General features: G+C 74.5%; 6 protein-coding genes and 1 pseudogene. 5 read left to right on the plus strand and 2 right to left on the minus strand.

The features are described 5' to 3' along the window. From R4Z63_RS30300 to R4Z63_RS30310, 3 genes and pseudogenes are all read left to right on the plus strand, one after another. Positions 1-1,854 carry an ABC transporter ATP-binding protein gene (locus R4Z63_RS30300; protein WP_384449234.1) on the plus strand — a complete coding sequence of 618 codons (1,854 nt, stop codon included), beginning with the start codon at positions 1-3 and terminating at the stop codon, positions 1,852-1,854. Between the two features lie 7 nt (positions 1,855-1,861). Then, a pseudogene (locus R4Z63_RS30305) lies at positions 1,862-12,836 on the plus strand (non-ribosomal peptide synthetase). After that, positions 12,823-14,523, plus strand: a complete 1,701-nt coding sequence (locus tag R4Z63_RS30310) for an ABC transporter ATP-binding protein (RefSeq protein WP_384449241.1) — start codon at positions 12,823-12,825, stop codon at positions 14,521-14,523. Before R4Z63_RS30305 ends, R4Z63_RS30310 begins: the two are co-directional and overlap by 14 nt. A 116-nt stretch (positions 14,524-14,639) precedes the next feature. Here the strand turns inward: R4Z63_RS30310 and R4Z63_RS30315 are convergent, their stop codons facing one another. Continuing rightward, entirely contained in the window at positions 14,640-15,782 is a 1,143-nt protein-coding gene (locus R4Z63_RS30315; protein ID WP_384449244.1) for an alpha/beta fold hydrolase, read from the minus strand. A gap of 93 nt (positions 15,783-15,875) precedes the next feature. On the opposite strand from R4Z63_RS30315, the gene R4Z63_RS30320 reads away from it, so the two are divergent. Both R4Z63_RS30320 and R4Z63_RS30325 read left to right on the plus strand, forming a co-directional pair. Next, on the plus strand, positions 15,876-16,088 hold the full coding sequence (locus R4Z63_RS30320) for an MbtH family protein (protein WP_037918340.1): 213 nt from the start codon (positions 15,876-15,878) through the stop codon (positions 16,086-16,088). Positions 16,089-16,149: 61 nt separating this feature from the next. Next, positions 16,150-17,727: an amidohydrolase gene (locus tag R4Z63_RS30325; protein ID WP_384449247.1), complete on the plus strand. Its 1,578-nt coding sequence runs from the start codon at positions 16,150-16,152 to the stop codon at positions 17,725-17,727. A gap of 35 nt (positions 17,728-17,762) precedes the next feature. Here R4Z63_RS30325 and R4Z63_RS30330 read toward each other — a convergent pair whose 3' ends face one another. After that, entirely contained in the window at positions 17,763-18,116 is a 354-nt protein-coding gene (locus R4Z63_RS30330; RefSeq protein WP_384449250.1) for an SH3 domain-containing protein, read from the minus strand. Positions 18,117-18,382 lie beyond the last annotated feature (266 nt).

Consider the following 18,382-nt stretch of genomic DNA (forward strand, 5'->3'; position numbering starts at 1 on the left):
GTGGGCGCCCCGGACACCTTCGCCGCCCCGGTCGCCCTGCGCACCACGACCGGACGGGAGGCCGCCCGCTGGGTGGCCGCACACTGCCGCGAGGTGCCCTGGCTGACGGCCGCCACCGTCCTGACGACAGTGGCCGGGGCGGCGCTCCAGGTGCTCCCGCTGCTGCTGCTCGGCCGGGTCGTCGACGGGGTGGTCGCGGGCGGACCGCGCTCGGTCTTGGTCACCACGGGCGCGCTGATGGCAGCCGCCGCGCTCCTCGGCGCCGCCGCCACCGGCCTGTCCACCCACCTGGTCGGGCGGCTCGGCGCGGGTCTCCTCGCCCGCCTGCGGGAAGGCGCCGTCCGGGCGGTGCTGGGGATGCCGAGCGCCCGGATCGAACAGGTCGGCCGGGGCGACGTGCTGTCCCGTGTCGGCGACGACGTCGCCGTCCTGTCCCGGGGCATCCGCACGGCCGTTCCCACCGTGTTCTCGGCGGGCGTACTGGTCGTCATCGCCACGCTCGGCATGTTCGGCCTCGACTGGCGGCTCGGTCTGGCCGGAGCCGGGGCGCTGCCCGCGTACGCGCTGGCCCTGCGCTGGTACCTGCCCCGCTCCGCCCCGCTCTACCGGCGGCAGCGGGCGGTCCAGGCGGACCGCGCACAGGCGCTCATCAGCGGGCTGAACGGGATCGACACGGTCCGCGCCTACCGCCTGGAGGACGCCTTCCGGGAGAAGGTCACCACCGAGTCGTGGCGGGTCCGCGAGCTCGGCATCGAGGTCTTCCGGCTCTTCGGCCGGTTCGTCGGCCGGGAGAACCGTGCCGAGTACATCGGACTCGTCCTCATCATCGTGACCGGGTACGCCCTGCTGGAGGCCGGGGCCGCGACCCTCGGCGAGGTGTCGGCCGCCCCGCTGCTCTTCCACCGGCTCTTCACCCCGCTGGGATCCATCATGTTCACCTTCGACGAGGCGCAGAAGTCGGGCGCGAGCTTGACCCGGCTGGTCGGGGTGCTCGGGGAGGACGCCGAGGACCGGCTCGTCGGCGTCCCGGCCGACGCCCCGGCGGCCGACGCGGCGTATCCGGTCACCGTGAAGGGCCTGACCTTCGGCTACCCCGGCTCCGAGCAGCCCGTCCTGCGCGACGTCGACCTGGCCATCCCGGCCGGCGGTTCCCTCGCCCTCGTGGGGGCGACGGGCGCCGGCAAGTCGACCCTGGCCGCGCTGGTCGCCGGCATCGGGACCCCGCAGGCCGGATCAGTGTGCATCGGCGGGACCGACCTCGCCGGCCTCGACGAGGCCGGCGCGCGCGCCCTGGTGAGCATCCTGACGCAGGAGACGCACGTGTTCTGCGGCCCGCTCGCCGACGACCTGCGGCTCGCCGCACCGGAGGCGACCGACCACGAACTGGCGGACGCCCTGCGCACGGTCGGCGCCGACGGCTGGGTGGACGCCCTGCCCGACGGCCCGAACACCCCGGTCGGGGAGGGCGGCGAACGCCTGGACGCCACCAAAGTCGCCCAGATCGCGCTCGCCCGGCTGGTCCTGGCCCGCTCGCCCGTGGTGGTGCTCGACGAGTCCACCGCCGAGGCCGGCAGCGAAGGAGCGGCCGGGTTGGAGCGGGCCGTGCTCGCCGCGTGCGCCGGCCGCACCACGCTGCTCGTCGCGCACCGGCTGACACAGGCCATGGCGGCGGACCGGATCGCCGTCCTCGACGCGGGCCGCGTCGTGGAGCACGGCACACACGAGGAACTGGTGGCCCTGGGCGGCCGGTACGCGCACCTGTGGCGTGCCTGGCGCGAGGGAAGCCGGAACACGGCCTGGGCCCGGCCCACCCGGTCCGGGTGGGCCGACCCGCGGACACCGAAGGAGCGTTGAGTCGTCGATGAAGGAACCGATCGCTCGTCTCGTACGGCTGTCCCCCACGCGCCTGGCCGCAGTACGCCGCAGAGCGGGCGACTACTGCGACCGGACCATCGCCTCGGCGTGCTCGGTCGGGCTGGCCTACTGGGCGACGGGCCGCAGCCCCGACGGCGTGGAACTCACGCCCTCCACCGCCTTCACCGACGTCCTCGGATGGGTCGACGGCGGCGGCCCCGGCGCGCCCGGCTGGGAGGTCGGCGCGGACGCCCGCAGCATCACCCTCCCGCAAGGCGTCCCGCCGGCCGAGGCACAGCTCGCCCTCGACGACCTGGCCGACTTCCCCGACCGGCCCCTCGGCACCATCGCCCCCTCCAGCGCGGCGGCGCGCATCGAGACCCTGGCCGAGTGGAACGACACCGGCGCGGACCGGATCCGCCCGACCGTCGTGCAGCTGTTCCTGGAGCAGGCCCGCTCCCGCCCCGACGCCGTCGCCGTCGTCGACGAGCACCGGAGCCTGACGTACCGCCGGGTCGCCGAGCTCTCCGGACAGTTGGCCCACCACCTCCTCGACCGCGGCGTCACAGCCGAACAGGTCGTCGGCATCTCGCTGGCGCGCTCCGCGGACATGGTCGTCGGGCTCCTCGGCGTGCTCCGGGCGGGCGCCGCATTCGTACCGCTCGACCCGCAGTGGCCCGCCGCGCGCAGGGCCGCCGTCATCGAGGACGCGGGTGTCGTGCTCCAGCTCAACGGTTCGGGCGAGCACGATCCGGGCGAACCCGCCGCCGTGGCCGTGGGCCTCGGCGACTGGCGCCACGGGTGCCACCCCGTCGGGGATCCGGGCGTCACCACACCCGGGGACGCCCTCGCCTACGTGATCTTCACCTCCGGTTCCACCGGCCGGCCCAAGGGAGCGATGATCCGGCACGAGGCGATCAGCGAGCGCCTGCTGTGGCAGGCCGGGGAGGTCCTCGGCCTCGGCCGCGACGACGCGGCGCTGTTCAAGGCACCCCTGTCCTTCGACATCTCCATCAACGAGATCTTCCTGCCGCTGGTGTCCGGCGGCCGGCTGGTCGTCCTGCGGCCCGGCGGCGAACGCGACCCGCACCACCTGCTCGGTGTGGTCGCCGACCAGCGCGTGACCTTCACCTACCTGGTGCCGTCGATGCTGGACGTGCTGCTGGAGATCACGGGCGACTCCGGCCGGCTCGACAGCCTCCGGCACGTCTGGTGCGGCGGCGAGGTCCTGACCCCGGAACTGTACGAACGCTTCCGCACCCGACTCGACATACCCATGTACCACGGCTACGGCCCGGCCGAGACGACGATCGGTGTCTCCCACGTCATCTACCGGGGTGCCGCGGAACGCCTCTCCACGTCCATCGGCCGGGCCAACCCCAACACCCAGCTCTACGTCCTCGACGGCGAACTGCGCCCGGTCCCGGTCGGCGTCGGCGGCGAACTGTACGTCGGCGGCTTCCTCCTGGGCCGCGGATACGCCGGCGCCCCCGGCCTGACGGCCTCCCGGTTCGTCGCCAACCCCTTCGCCCGGGACGGCTCACGGCTGTACCGGACTGGTGACCTGGCCCGGTACGCGCCGGACGGATCGCTGGACTTCCTCGGCCGGGCCGACCACCAGATCAAGATCCGCGGCATGCGGCTGGAGATCGAGGACGTCGAGGCCGGCCTCGCGGAACATCCGCGGGTGCGCCACAGCTGCGTCGTCGCGCAGCGGAACGCCGCCGGCGGCACCCGCCTCGTCGGCTACGTGATCCCGGCCGCGGGCTGCGAGGACCTGCGGGCGGAGGAGGTCCGGGACTGGGCCACCGAGCACATGGTGGAGCACATGGTGCCCGCCCGCGTCGTCGTCATGGAGGAGTTCCCGCTCACCGCCAACGGCAAGCTCGACCGGGGCGCGCTGCCGGAGCCCGGCGAAGGCCCGGCCCCGCTCGCTCCGCCCGTCACCGAGAACGAGCGCCTGGTCTGCGCGGCGGTCGCGACGCTCCTGCGGCTCGACCGGGTCGGCGTCGACCAGGACTTCTTCCGGCTCGGCGGCGACAGCCTGCTCGCCATCTCGCTGCTCGGCACACTGCGCGGGGCGGGCCTGCACGTCACACCGCGGCAGATCTTCACCCACAGCGTGATCGGGGCGCTGGCCGCGGTGGCGAGCCCCGTCGAGGCTGCCGCCGAGGACCACGACGACGTCGCGACCGGCTCCGTGACGGGCTCGCCCATCGTGCGCTGGCTCGGCGAGACCACCGACGCGGTCGACGGCTTCGTGCAGTCCGTCGTGCTGAACACCCCCGCGGACCTGACCGCCGTCGCCCTCGACACGGTCCTCTCCGCCGTCGTGCAACGCCACGACATGCTGCGGGCCCGACTGGTCCGCGGCGACCGCTGGGGCTTCGACGTCCCGGCCCCCGCGAACCGGGACGCCGCGGGGTGGCAGGAGAGCGACCAGCCGCTCGACGCGTGCGTCGCGCTCGCCACCGGGGCGCTGGACCCGGCGGGCGGCGTCATGCTGCGCGCCGTGTGGCGCCGTGCCGCCCGGCAACTCGTCCTCGTCGCCCACCACGTCGTGGTCGACGGCGTGTCGTGGCGGATCCTGATGGAGGACCTCGCCACCGCGTGGCGGCAGTACGCGTCCGGCGAACCGATCGAACTGCCTCCGGTGGGCACCTCGTTCCGGCGCTGGACCCAATTGTTGGAGCGCGCCGCCTTCGACGAGGACCGCGCCCACTTCGGGCGCGCCCTGCCGGGGCCGGACGCACCCGTGGGCCGGCGCGCGCTCCGCGCGGACGACACCGTCGCCCGGGAGCGCACGACGACCGTCTCGGTCGGCCCCGAGGCCACGGCCGCCCTGCTCGGCGACATCCCCGCGCGATTTCACACGGGCGTCAACGACGTGCTGCTGACCGCGCTCGCGATCACGCTCGCCCGGTGGCGCCGAGACCTGGGCCAGGACCAGACCTTCGCCCACGTCGAACTGGAGGGGCACGGCCGCGAGTCCCGGTTCGTCGCGGACGAAGCCGGCTTCGAACCGGAACTGGCCCGGACCGTGGGCTGGTTCACCACCCTCTACCCGGTCACCGTCGACCCGGGCACGGCGGCCGATCCCGGCGACCCCGGCTACCTGACGGCCGCCCTCAAGGCCGTCAAGGAAGACCTCGCCCGCGTCCCGCGCGGCGGCCTCTCCCACGGCGTCCTGCGCCACCTGTCCGGCGCCCGGTTCGACACACCGGCACCCCAGGTGCTCTTCAACTACCTCGGCCGCCTCGACTCAGGATCAGCACGGGACTGGGAACCGTGCGGAGCCACCCGTCAGTTGGGGGAGACCCGGGACCCGGCGATGCGGCTCCCGCGCGCCCTGGAGTTCAACGCAGCCGCCGAACCGGGCCCGACCGGCGCCCACGAACTCGTCACCACCCTCTCCTGGCCGCAGGGACTGCTCACCGACGAGGACGGCGCGGCCATCGGCGGGTACTTCCAGCAGGCCCTGGCCGCGATCGCGGCGCTCGGCACGGGCGGCCACTCGCCCGGCGACTTCCCCCTTGGCCGCCCTCACCCAGGCCGACGTCGACGAACTGGACGGCCCCGCCCTGCGCGACGTCCTGCCCCTGACGCCGCTCCAGGAAGGCCTGTACTTCCACTCCGTTTTCGACGACGACTCCGCGGGCCGCTACGTCGAGCAGCAACTGCTGACCCTGGAGGGCGAGGCGGACGCCGACCGGCTCGCTGCCGCGGCCACCCGCCTGCTCGCCCTCTTCCCCAACCTCGCCGCCCGCTTCACACCCCTCGCCGACGGCCGCGTGGTTTGCGTGCTCGACGGCGGCCTGCAGGCCCCGTTCACCGTCCTGGACCGGCCCGGCATCACCGACGGGGAGATCCGCGAACACGCCGAACGGGACCGCCGCGCCGGATTCGACCTCGCCACCGGCCCCCTCATGCGTTACACGCTGATCCGGGCCGGAGCCGGCCGGACCATCCTGGTCCAGACCGTGCACCACATCATTGCCGACGGCTGGTCGGTGCCGCCGATGCTCCGCGCGCTGCTCGCCGAATACCACGCACCGGGCACCGTGCACCCCGTCGGCGCCTTCACCGACTACCTGCGCCGGCTCGCCGCGCGCGACGACGGCGAGAGCGACCGGGTATGGCGCGAACAGCTCGCCGATCTGCCCGGCCCCTCGCTGGTCGCCGACGGACACCTGCCGTCGGACCGGTTCGCCGACACGGCCGTGGACGCGGACGACGGTCTCGACGAGGCGGTCCGCTCGGCCGGCGTGCCGCTGAGCGTTGCCGTGCACTGCGCCTGGGCGGTGACCCTCGGCGGCCTCCTGCACGGCCGGGACGTCGTCTTCGGGTCCACGGTGTCGGGGCGCGACGCGGACGTCCCCGGTATCGAGAACATGGTCGGCCTCTTCATCAACACCGTTCCCGTCCGCGCCCGATGGACCGCCGCCACCACCGCCCGCGAGCTGCTCGCCTCGGTCCGCGAGCACCAGGGCGCCGTCCTGCACCATCAGCACGTCTCACTCGCTCGCATCAGCCGCCACGTCGGTGCAGGCCCGCTGTTCGACACCCTGGTGGTCTTCGACATCGAGGCCGACACCGCCGCCCTACGGGTGCCCGGGTGCCCGCTGTCCATCACCGGCGTGGTGAACGAGGGCGCCCCGCACTATCCGCTGACCCTCGTGGTGGAGCGGGCGCCCGACGGCCGGACCCGCTTCAACCTGATCCACGACGGCGCGCTCCTGCGGGAGGAGGGCGCCCGCGCGATCCTGTCCGACTTCACCCACACCCTCACCGGCCTCCTCACCCGTCCGGACGCCCCGGTCGACGGCCCGGCACCCGGCCTCACCCGGCACCCGGCCCCCGTCGCGCGGGCCGCGGCGACCACACTGGACGCCCTCTTCGACGCCGCCGTCCGCCGGAACCCGGACGCCACGGCCGTCACCCAGTGCGCCCTCGACGGCGGCACCCGCTCGCTGACCTACGGCGCACTGTCCTCCGCACGCGACGCACTGGCCGCCACCCTGCGCGCCGCCGGCGTCGGACCGGGGGAGCGCGTCGCCGTCGCCGTCCCACGCTCCGTGGAGCAGGTCGCCGCCTTGGTGGCCGTCGTCACCGCGGGCGGCGCCTACGTACCCCTGGACCTGGCCCACCCGGACGTCCGGCTGGAGTACGTCCTCGCCGACACCGCTCCACGGGTGGTCCTCGCCGCCCCGGGGCAACGGGACCGCCTGGCCCGGCTGGTGGCCCGGGCGGAACTCGCCGCCCGCGTGCTCGTCCAGGGGGAGCCGCTGCCGCAGGACCCCGCGGCACCCGCCGCACCGGCACCCCCTCCCGGCCCGCACGATCCCGCGTACGTCATCCACACCTCCGGCTCCACCGGCCGGCCCAAGGGCGTCGTGGTCCCGCACTCCAGCGTGGTGGCCCTGCTCGCCAACACCCGCCCCGCCATGGATTTCGGGCCTCGCGACGTGTGGGTGCAGTTCCACTCCTATTCCTTCGACTTCGCGGTCTGGGAGCTGTGGGGCGCCCTGGCGCACGGCGGTGAGCTGCTGGTGCCCGACTACGCGCTGACCCGCTCCCCGGTCGACTTCCACCGGCTGGTGCGCGAACGCGCCGTCACCGTGCTCAACCAGACCCCCTCCGCCTTCTACCAGTTCATCGAGGCCGACCGGCACTCCGGTGAGCCGCTGCCCGCACTGCGCCGCATCGTCCTCGGGGGCGAGGCGCTGGACCTCGGGCGGCTGCTGGGCTGGGTTGAACGGCACGGCACCGCCTCGCCCGAGCTGGTCAACATGTACGGCATCACCGAGACCACCGTGCACGTCACCCACCGGGCCCTGACCGACCGGGACTTCGAGCGCAGCGGCCGAGCCGTCCCGATCGGCTGCCCGATCCCCGGCCTGACCGTCCGTCTCCTCGACGACCGGCTCCGGCCGGTGCCGCCGGGCCGGGTCGGCGCCGTCTACGTCGCGGGCGGCCAGCTCTCGCTGGGCTATCTGGGCCGCCCCGGTCTCACCGCGGGCCGGTTCGTGGCCGACCCGTTCGCGGGCGACGGCTCCCGCATGTACCACACGGGCGATCTCGCCCGCCGCACCCTCGACGGGGACCTGGAGTTCACCGGCCGTGCCGACGACCAGGTCCAGCTCAAGGGCTTCCGGATCGAGCCGGCCGAGGTGGAGGCCGTGATCAGGGAACTCGACGGCGTCGTCGACGCGGTCGTCACCGTCGCCGACAGCGGTGACCATCTCGTCGCGCACGTTGTCGGCCGGCCGCCGGGCGACCTCCCCGGTCTGCTGGCCCCGAGGCTGCCCGCGCACATGGTGCCCGCGAGGGTGCTGCCCGTCGACGCCCTGCCGTTGACGGCCAACGGCAAGTTGGACCGCAGGGCCCTCACCGAGTGGGCGGCCCGGGCCGAACGGGCCCACGCCGCCCACGCCGCCGACGCGGCGCGCAAGGCGCCCGCGACGGGCGCCGACACTGCACTCGCGGTCCTCGTCGGCATCTTCACCGACACGCTGCCCGGCACCGCCGCGGACGCCGACTGCGACTTCTTCCGCGCCGGCGGTGACAGCATCCTCGCCATCACCGTCGTCAACCGGGCCCGGGCCCGCGGCCTCACGATCGCACCGCGGGACGTGTTCCTGCTCAGGACCCCGCGCGCTCTCGCCGCACACCTGGCGGCGGCCACCCCGCACGGCGCGGCACCGCTACCCCCCACCGGGCCCGCCGCTCCCGAGGACGGCCCGCTGACCGTGACCCCGATCGTCCTGCGCCAGCGTAGTCTGGGCGGCTCGCTCGCCCGTTTCGCCCAGGCCAGGGCGGTGACGGCCGCCGAGGGCGCCGGACTCACCGACGTCGAGCGCGCCGCGAACGCCGTCGTGGCCGCCCACCCGGCCCTGCGGCTGCGCCTGCGCGTCGAGCACGGCGTCTGGTCCCTGCGCATCGGACCACCCCGCCGGGTGACCGTCGTCCGCGCGGACACCACCGACCCGTCGGCCGCGGCCGACGAGGCCGCCGGACGTCTCGATCCCGAGACGGGGGAAGTCGTCGCGTTCGCTTGGCTGGAGGCGACCCGCACCCTCGTGGTCGCCGTGCACCACCTCGCCGTCGACACGGTGTCCTGGCTGATCCTGCTGGACGACCTGGACGCGGCCCTGCGCGCAGCCCCCGTGCCGCCGGCGACCACGTCGTACGCCGCGTACGCGCGAGCGCTGGCCGACCCGTCGGCCCACCCGGACCACGACGGCCTCGGGCACTGGATCGGCACGCTCCGGGCGCCCGCGCTGCTGCCCGCCGTCCGGGCGACGCGCGACACGACCGTCGTGCTCCCGCCCGGCATCGGCGACCTCGTCACCCGCACCGCGCCCGCTGCGCTCGGCGTGGGCCTCACCGAGCTGCTGTGCGGGGCGCTGCGCACCGCACTGACCCGCATCCAGCCCGTACCCACCGACCTCGCGGTCGACCTGGAGCGGCACGGCCGGGACCCGGTACTGCCCCATCACGACTACACCCGCACCGTCGGCTGGTTCACCTCCGTCGCACCCGTACGCCTCTCCGCGCACACCGATCCCGTGGCGGCGGCCCGCGAGATCGCCGCACGGCGCCCGGACGAGCGCGCCCACCGCGCCTACGGCCGGCTCCGCCACCTCGACCCGCAGACGGCCCCCCTGCTGGACACCCACCCACAGGTGCTGTTCAACTACCTCGGCCGGGGCGCCGAGTCACAGGCCCTGCACATCACCGGCGGCGACCGGAGCACCCCCTACGCCGTCGAGGTCAACGCCTGGACGGACGCGGCCACCGGGAGCCTGCACGCCGCCTTCACCCTCGCCGAGGGCGTCCCCGACGCAATCACCGGGTACTGGCGGGACGCACTGGAACGCATCGCGCAGGCCACCACGACCGCAGAGCGCACCGCGCCGGTCACCCCGCTCCAGCGCGGCCTGTTCTTCCAGGCCCAGCTGGCCGGACCGGCCGGACAGTACGTCGCGCAGAGCTGGTTCACCTTCGACCGGCGCCTGGACACCGGCGCCCTGGCCGAGGCGATGGCCTGGGTGCTCGCACGCCACCCGGCGGTGGGCGCCGGTTTCGCCACCGACGAGGACGGCAGCGCCGTGCAGGTCCTTGCGGCCGGGCGCCGCCTCGGCGTCCGCACGGTGGACCTCACGACGGACGCCGAGGTCGAGGACCTGCTCACCCGCGACCGCGCCGCCGGATTCGACACGGGTCGGCCGCCGCTGATCCGGCTCACCGTGGTACGCCGCCCCGACGGTCGCGACGGCCTGCTGCTCAGCTACCACCTGTTGCTGTGGGACGGCTGGTCCCGGGAGATCGTGCTCCGCGACCTCTTCGCCGCCTACGAAGCCGCCGTCGGGGGCGGGCTGACGGCACCCGCCCCGGCCTCCCCGAGCTTCGAGGACCACGCCCGGGCGCTCGCCGCCCGGGACTCCGCGCCGGCGCAGCTGTTCTGGGCACGGCACCTGACCGGCCTGTCCGGCCCGACGCTGCTGGCCGGACCGGCCCCGGCCCCTGCAGACGGCCCGCCGCGTACCCTCGTGCACACGCTCGGCGCGGATCGCTCCCAGCTGCTGCGGGACGCGGCCCGCGGCCACGGGGTCACCCTGAACTCCCTGCTGACCGGCGCCTTCGGCCTCCTGCTGGGCGCCCGGACGGGCCGTGGCGACGCCGTGTTCGGCGTGACCGTCTCCGGCCGGGAGGGAGAGGGCCGGTCCGGCATCGTCGGCGTCCTGCTCAACACCGTGCCCCTGTGGACACGGCCGCGGCCGGACGACACCGTCGCCGCCTACCTCGCGGCCGTGCAGGCGTCCCGGGTCGAGGCGATGGAGCACGAGCACATCGGGCTGGGGGAGATCCAGCGGGCCGCCGGACACGACACGCTCTTCGACAACCTGTTCGTGCTCCAGAACTTCCTGGACCTGGAAGCCCTCGCCGAGATGAACGCCCGCCACGGCATCACCGCCGTACGCGCCGACGACTCCACGCACTACCCGTTCACCTGGGTGGTCACCCCCGGTGAACGCATCGCGGTCAAACTGGAGTACCGCCACCACGACACCCCGGCGGCCCGGCAGCTCCTGGACGACTACCTGCGCCTGCTCGACGACCTCGCCCGGAGCAGGGGACCGGTGGGCGCCCTGCGCGGCCCCGGGCCGTGGCCGGTGCCGGCGGAGCGCACCGACATCGGCACGGACACCGTCGTCGACCGGTTCGACCGGGCGGCGGACCGCGCCCCCGACCGGACCGCCCTCGTCGCCCGCGGACACGTCATGACCTTCGCCGACCTCCGCGACCGCAGCCGTGCCGTCGCGGGCGTACTCGCCGCCCGCGGCATCGGCCCCGAGGCGACCGTGGGCCTCGCCGTGCCGCGCTCCACCGACGCGATCGTGGCACTGTTCGCCGTATTGCGCACCGGCGCCGCGTACGTGCCGCTGGAGCTGGACCACCCGGACGAGCGGATCGCCGCGATCGTCGCGGACGCCCGCCCGGAGGTGATCCTCACCGTCGCCGCGGTGTCACCCCGGTTGGACCGGCTGCCCGGCGAACTGATCGAGCTGGACCGGCCCCTGCCCGAGACCGAGCCCTTCACGACCTTCACCCCCGACGACCCGCACCGGCTGCGGCACGCCGCCTACACCATCTACACCTCCGGATCGACCGGCAGGCCCAAGGGCGTGGTGACTGCATACGCGGGCCTGACCAACATGCTGATCAACCACCAGCGCCGCATCTTCGAGCCGGTGCTGGCGGAGCACGGCCACCGGGTCTTCCGGATCGCGCACACCGTGTCCTTCGCCTTCGACATGTCCTGGGAGGAACTGCTGTGGCTCGCTGACGGACACGAGGTGCACGTCTGCGACGAGGAACTGCGGCGCGACGCCCCCCGGCTGGCCGAGTACTGCGCCGACCACGGCATCGACGTCGTCAACGTGACCCCGACCTACGCCCTGCAACTGGTGGCCGAGGGACTGCTCGACGACCCCGACCGGCGGCCCGCCCTCGTCCTGCTGGGCGGCGAAGCCGTCACGCCCGCTCTGTGGCGCCGGCTCGCCGAGACCGAGGGCACCGCCGGCTACAACCTGTACGGCCCGACCGAGTACACCATCAACACCCTCGGCGTCGGCACCTTCGAGTGCGCGGACCCGGTGGTGGGCGTGGCCGTCGACAACACCGACGCGTACGTCCTGGACCCGTGGCTGCGCCCGCTGCCGGACGGGGTTCCAGGCGAGCTGTACGTGGCGGGCATCGGCATCGCGCGCGGCTACCTCGGGCAGGCCGCCCTGACCGCGCACCGGTTCGTCGCCTGCCCGTTCGGCGCGCCCGGCGAGCGCATGTACCGCACCGGAGACCTGGTGGTGCGCCGGTCCGACGGCAACCTGGCGTACCTTGGCCGCACCGACCGGCAGGTCAAGATCCGCGGGCACCGCGTCGAACCGGGTGAGGTGGAGGCCGCGTTCGCGGCGCACCCGCGGGTCCGGTTCGCCGCCGCGGTCGCCCAGTCCGATCCGCAGGTCGACGGCGCCCACCGGCTGGCGGCCTACCTCGTACTGGACGGCGACGCCGACCTCGCGACGGTGGCCGCCGAAGTGGCCCCCGCCCTGCCGGACTTCCTGCGCCCGACGCACTACGCCCAAGTCGACGCCATCCCGCTGACGGTGAACGGCAAGGCCGACACCGGGGCGCTGCCGGAGGCCAGTCCGCTGGGAACGCTGACCACGGCGGGCGAGCGCCGCCCCCGGACCGGGACGGAGACGGCCGTCTGCGCGCTCTTCGCCGAGGCGCTGGACCTGGAGGACGACGAGGTGAGCGCGGTCGGCGACTTCGTGGCCCTCGGCGGGCACTCGATGCTGGCGGTCCGGCTGATCGGCCTGCTCCGCCGGGAGTACGGTCCAGTGATCACGATCCGTGACCTGTTCACCCTGCGCACCCCGGAAGCGATTGCCCGCCACCTCGATGACGATTCCTGACCCGCAGCGGCCCCGCTCGGGGTCCGACATCCTGCGCATCGCGCTGCGCCGCAACGTCGGCGCCATGGCCCGGGGCACCGTCCTCATGGGCCTCTACCAGGCCGGCGAGACCGCCTTCCCCATCGCCCTCGGCCTGATCGTCGAGCACACGATGCGGGACCGCGGCCCCGGAGCACTGGTCCTGTCGATCGCCGCACTGGCGGTGATCATCACGACGGTGTCGCTGTCGTGGCGCTTCGGCATGCGCATCCTGCAGAAGGCCAACACCACGGAGGCGCACCGCTGGCGGGTGCGGGTCGCGGACTGCGGCCTCCAGCCCGTGGCCGGGGACGCCGGCCTCAGGTCCGGCGAGGTGCTCACGATCGCCACCGAGGACGCCGACCAGACCGCCGACATCATCGAGGTCGTGCCCCTGCTGATCAGCTCGCTGGTCGCGGTGCTCGTCGCCGCCGTCGCGTTGGGGCTCGCCGATCCCGGGCTCGGGCTCCTGGTGATCGTCGGCACCGTGACGATCCTGTCGGTCCTGTCGGTGATGTCCCGGCGGATCGGCTGCAGTACCCGCGAGCAGCAGGCCCGGGTGGCCCGGGCGGGGGCGAAGGTCGCCGACCTGATCACGGGCCTGCGCCCGCTGCACGGCTTCGGCGGCAACCATGCGGCCTTCCGCTCGTACCGGAAGGTCAGCGCCGAGGCGAAGCACCAGGCGGTCACGGTGGCCGGGGTGAACGGCGTGTACGCGGGCACGGCCGCGGCCCTCAACGCCGCCCTGGCCGTCGCCGTGACCCTGACGGCCGGCGGGCTGGCCTTCGACGGCCGCATCACCCTCGGCGAGCTCGTGATGGCAGTGGGGCTGGCACAGTTCATCATGGAGCCGCTCAGGATGTTCTCGGACATGCCCAAGTACGTGATGACGGCGCGGGCGTCGGCCGAACGCATGGCGCTGGTGCTGACCGCGCCCCCAGTTGCGGTACCGGGGGCGCGGCGCCCGGCCGCCGACGGCGGCCTGGAGGTCGACGGCATCCGTCACGGGGCCCTGCACGGCCTGACGTTCCGCGTCCCGGCGGGCGCGTTCGTGGCGATCGCCGCCTACCAGCCGCGCGCCGCCGCAGATCTCGCCGACGTCCTGGCCGTCAGGGTCCCGCCCCGTGCCTACGAGGGCACGGTGCGGCTCGGCGGCCAAGAGCTCGCCGGGCTGTCGGTGGAGGCGGTCCGCGAGCACCTGCTGGTGAACCCGTACGACGCGGAGATTTTCGCGGGGACGCTCCGGACGAACATCGACCCGTCCGGTCGCAGCCGGACGGTCCCGGAGGCCGTCGAGGCCTCGGTACTGACCGACGTCGTCGCCCTGCACCGCGAGGGGCTCGACCACGCCGTGCGTGACCGCGGCGCCAACCTCTCCGGCGGGCAGCGCCAGCGGCTGTCCTTGGCCCGGGCGCTGGCCGCCGACACCGACGTCCTCGTCCTCCATGACCCGACGACGGCGGTCGACGCGGTCACCGAGCAGCTCATCGCGCGCAACATCGCGCGGCTGCGCCGGGGCCGGACCACCCTCGTGATCACGAGCAGCCCGGCCCTCCTGGACGCCGCCGACCGGGTCCTGGTCCTGGACGACGGCCGCGTCACGGCCGAGGACACCCACCGCAACCTCCTCGCCACCGACCGGGACTACTGCCGGGCGGTGGCCCGATGATGGGTCGCCGGACGACCGGCGGGCCGCCAGGGCGCCGAGCCGTCAGACGGGCCGGACGGTCGGGGCGCGGATGCCGCCGGGTACCTCCGGGCACCTCTGGGCACCATGACCAACGGTCAGGTACGGCGCGGGCGACCGGAGTCGACGTCCGCCGGATCGTGGTGGTGACCCAGCGCCCACGCGACGTCCCGGACCAGGGCGTGCCGCCAGGAGGCGCGGTCATGGACCGAGGGGGACCGCGACACGCGCACGGTCGCACCGGCGCGGGCGGTCAGGCCCTCCACCAGTGCGCAGTGGGGCAGCATCCGCGTCTCGTGTTCCCCGACGTCGAAGGCGACGCGCAGTCCCGACAGGTCCACGCGCTCGCGCAGGCGCGCCGCGACCGCGCCGCCGAGCGGGCCGGACAGGGGGTCCGGCAGGGCCTCGGCGCCGGGCGCCCACCACAGCGACGGGGACTGGCAGGCGATCCGGGACACCAGGTCCGGGAACTCCAGCGCCGCGTACATCGCGCTCAGCCCGCCGAGGCTCTGTCCGGCGACCACCAGGCCGTCCGGGCGGACGGGCAGGCCCGTCTGCGCGACCAGCGGCAGCAACTCGTCCCGTACCGCCTCCCACAATGCCGGCCGACATCCGAACTCGGCCTCCCGGTCCCTGGTCGGCAGGAAGACGAGGGTGACGGGCGGCATCGCGCCGGCCGTGACCGCCGCGTCGAACGCCGCCATGGCGGGATGCAGGTAGAGCCAGTCGTCCCCGTCGAGCAGCAGCACCACCGGTCCGCCGCCGCCCGCCGGGTGGACCCGTACGGTGCGCCGCCCGCCCAGGCGGGTGCTCGTCCAGCGGACCCGGGTCCGCGGAAGCGGCAGCACCTGGCCGGCGCCGGGGCCGAGGACGGGCCAGTACGGCTGGGCCGGTGCGTCCGGGGTCGCGGCGATGGACCGCTCGCCGCCCGCCCCGATCGGGTTGAGCGGGTCGGCGAAAGCCGCGCCGTCCGAGAGGAACCGGTAGGTGACCCGCAGCCGCGCGGGCATGGGGACCTCCGCGTACCAGCAGTCCGTCTCGCCCCACCGGTCCAGCGCCACCGGCTCCGACCAGCTCTCGAAGCCGATGCTCGCCGGGCAGCCGCGCCACAGGAACAGGGTCGTCCATCCGCCGTCCCGCGCAGGGACGGACGCGGGGGCCCCCGCCGCGGCCCAGAACGCCTCGCAACCCGGTTCGCCCGGCAGTCCGTAGGCGGCGAAGACGTCCTCGGTCCGGCGCATGCGGGCCTCCTTGTGGGCGGCAAGGGGAGGGGCTAGGCTCCACGCAATGAGGTGAGCCTAACCTAATCTTGACGTTCCGGGGAGGCGATGGCCGTGAGCACCAATCCCTTCGACGACGCCGAGGGTCGATTCCTCGTCCTGGTCAACGACGAGGGCCAGCATTCGCTCTGGCCGTCCTTCGCCGACGTGCCCGGCGGGTGGACGGTCGCCCTCGGCGAGGACACCCGAGAGGCGTGCCTGGACTTCGTCGAGGCGAACTGGACCGATCTGCGCCCCCGTTCCCTCGCCCGCTCGATGGATGCCTGACCTCCCCCCGCCTCCGGCATGCCGGAGGCGCCGACCGACCACGTTCCGGGGGCACCACATCATGCTCTGCGCCAGGCTGACCAACGCCCGCTTTCTCACCATGGACCCGGACCGCCCGCTCGCCCGCGAGCTCGGCATCTGGCGGGGCCGCATCGTCGGCCTGGACGAGGCCGTGGCCTCCCTGCCCGCCCGCGAGGTGATCGACCTCCAAGGCGCCACGGTGCTCCCCGGGTTCATCGACTCCCACGTGCACCTGCCCTGGACCGGATTCCGGCAGAACGCCCCCGACATGACGGGCTGCACGCGGATCGATGACGCCCTCGCCGTCGTGGCCGGGGCGGTCGCGGCCAGGAACTCGCCCGGATCCTGGGTGAGCGTCGTCGGCTACGACCAGCGGGCCCTGGGCCGCCACCTGACCGCCGCCGAGCTCGACCAGGTCAGTCAGGGGCACAAGCTGTACGTGCTGCACGACTCGGGGCACGGCTGCGTCGTCAACACCGCCGTCCTGGACCTGCTCGCCGCGGACGTCCCGCACGAGAACGGATTCCTCGTGGAGGCCGCCATGGGGGCCGCCCGCGCGCTGCGGCTTCCGTACTCCCAGGAGGAGCTGGCCGAGTCCATCGGGCGCGCGGCCCGCACCTGTCTGGCCGAGGGCGTCACCGCCTGCGCCGAGGCGGGCATCGGCGGTGCCCTCTTCGGGCACACCCCGGTCGAACTGGGCGCCTACCAACTCGCCAGGGACAAGGGACTGTTGCCGCTGCGGGTTCAGCTGATGGTCTCCGCCGACGTGCTGCGGCCGGTCGGTGCGCACGAAGCCGACGGCATCCCCAGGGCCCTCGACCTCGGCCTGCGCACCGGCTTCGGCGACGACTGGCTGTCCGTGGGGGCCCTCAAGATCTTCACTGACGGCGGGATGATGGCCCGTACCGCCGCCCTGAGCGCCCCGTACGAGGGCATGGGGCACGCGGGCGGGCTGCAGGACGATCCCGAGGTCCTCGCACGGTCCATCGTCGACGGCCACCTCGCCGGCTGGCAGCTCGCCGTGCACGCCATCGGCGACCGCGCGGCCGACGTGGCGCTGGACGCCCTGGAGCACGCCCAGCGCCTGCGACCCAGGCCCGACGCCCGGCATCGCATCGAGCACGCCGGCCTGATCCGCCCCGACCAGCTCCCGCGCTTCGCCCGGCTGGGGCTCAGCGCGGTGGTCCAGCCGCACTTCCTGCGCTGCTTCGGCGACGACTACGCGGCGATCACGGGCGAGGAGCGGGCGCCGTGGCTGTACCGCGGCCGGGGCTTCCTCGACCACGGCATCCCGCTGGTCGGCAGCTCCGACCGCCCGGTGGCGGACGGCTCCCCGCTGCGCGGCGTCCAGTTCATGGTGGAGCGTGCCTCCGGGTCGGGACGTCTGATCGGCCCGGGCGAGGGCATCACCGTCGACGAGGCCCTGTACGCCTACACGGTCGCCGGAGCCCGCGCCTGCCGCTGGGAGGACAGTGCGGGCAGCCTCGCTCCTGGCAAGCGCGCCGACCTGGTGGTGCTGGGGGACGACCCGCGGCACGTCGACGTGTCGCGGATCGGAGGCATCGAGGTGGTGGCCACGTACGTCGACGGCCGGGAGGCCGGCGAGCCGAGGCCGTGACGGGGCCGTGACGGGGCCGGTGGGCCGAGGGCGCGTCAGCAGGGGCGGACCGGCTGGTGGTTGTGGACGAAGCGGGCCGAGACCCAGCCCTTGGAGCCCTGGAGGCGGTACCACACGGGGTTGCCGTCCACCCACCCGCCGCGCGTCTGGCAGTTGAGGAGCACGCGCTGACCCGGGCGCAGCGACTTGACGATGCCCGAGTACACCGTCGGCTTCTGGCGCACGTGGAGCGGTGCGTCCGAGACCACCTCGCCGACCGGATACGCGGCCCGGGGCGCGGCCGAGTCGGGCTCAGCGGCGGTCTGCTGCTGGGCGGCCCAGCTCACGCCGCCCAACGGGCCGAGCGCCAGGCCCGCCACCAGTGCGCACAACACTACGGACTTCTTCATCTCCGGCCCCGTTCTTCGGCGCTGTCGCTTGGGGCATGCCACAACGGACCGCGGCCGGCCGAGGGTGCCCGGTACGACTATCCGCGCGGGGCCGGGCCCGTCCGGGCCGACACGTCCGCCGTTCCCTCCAATGGCCCGCACTGCTGTTTCGGATGCGGGCGGGGGAGCAGACGAGCCATGGCAGCCGGTGTCGCCGGTGCCGTTCCGGCCGGACCGATCCTCTCCCGTCCCGGCCGCCCGCCGCCCCTTTGCAGAGACGAGTCGTC

It is taken from the genome of Streptomyces sp. PL-29 (genome assembly GCF_058344425.1).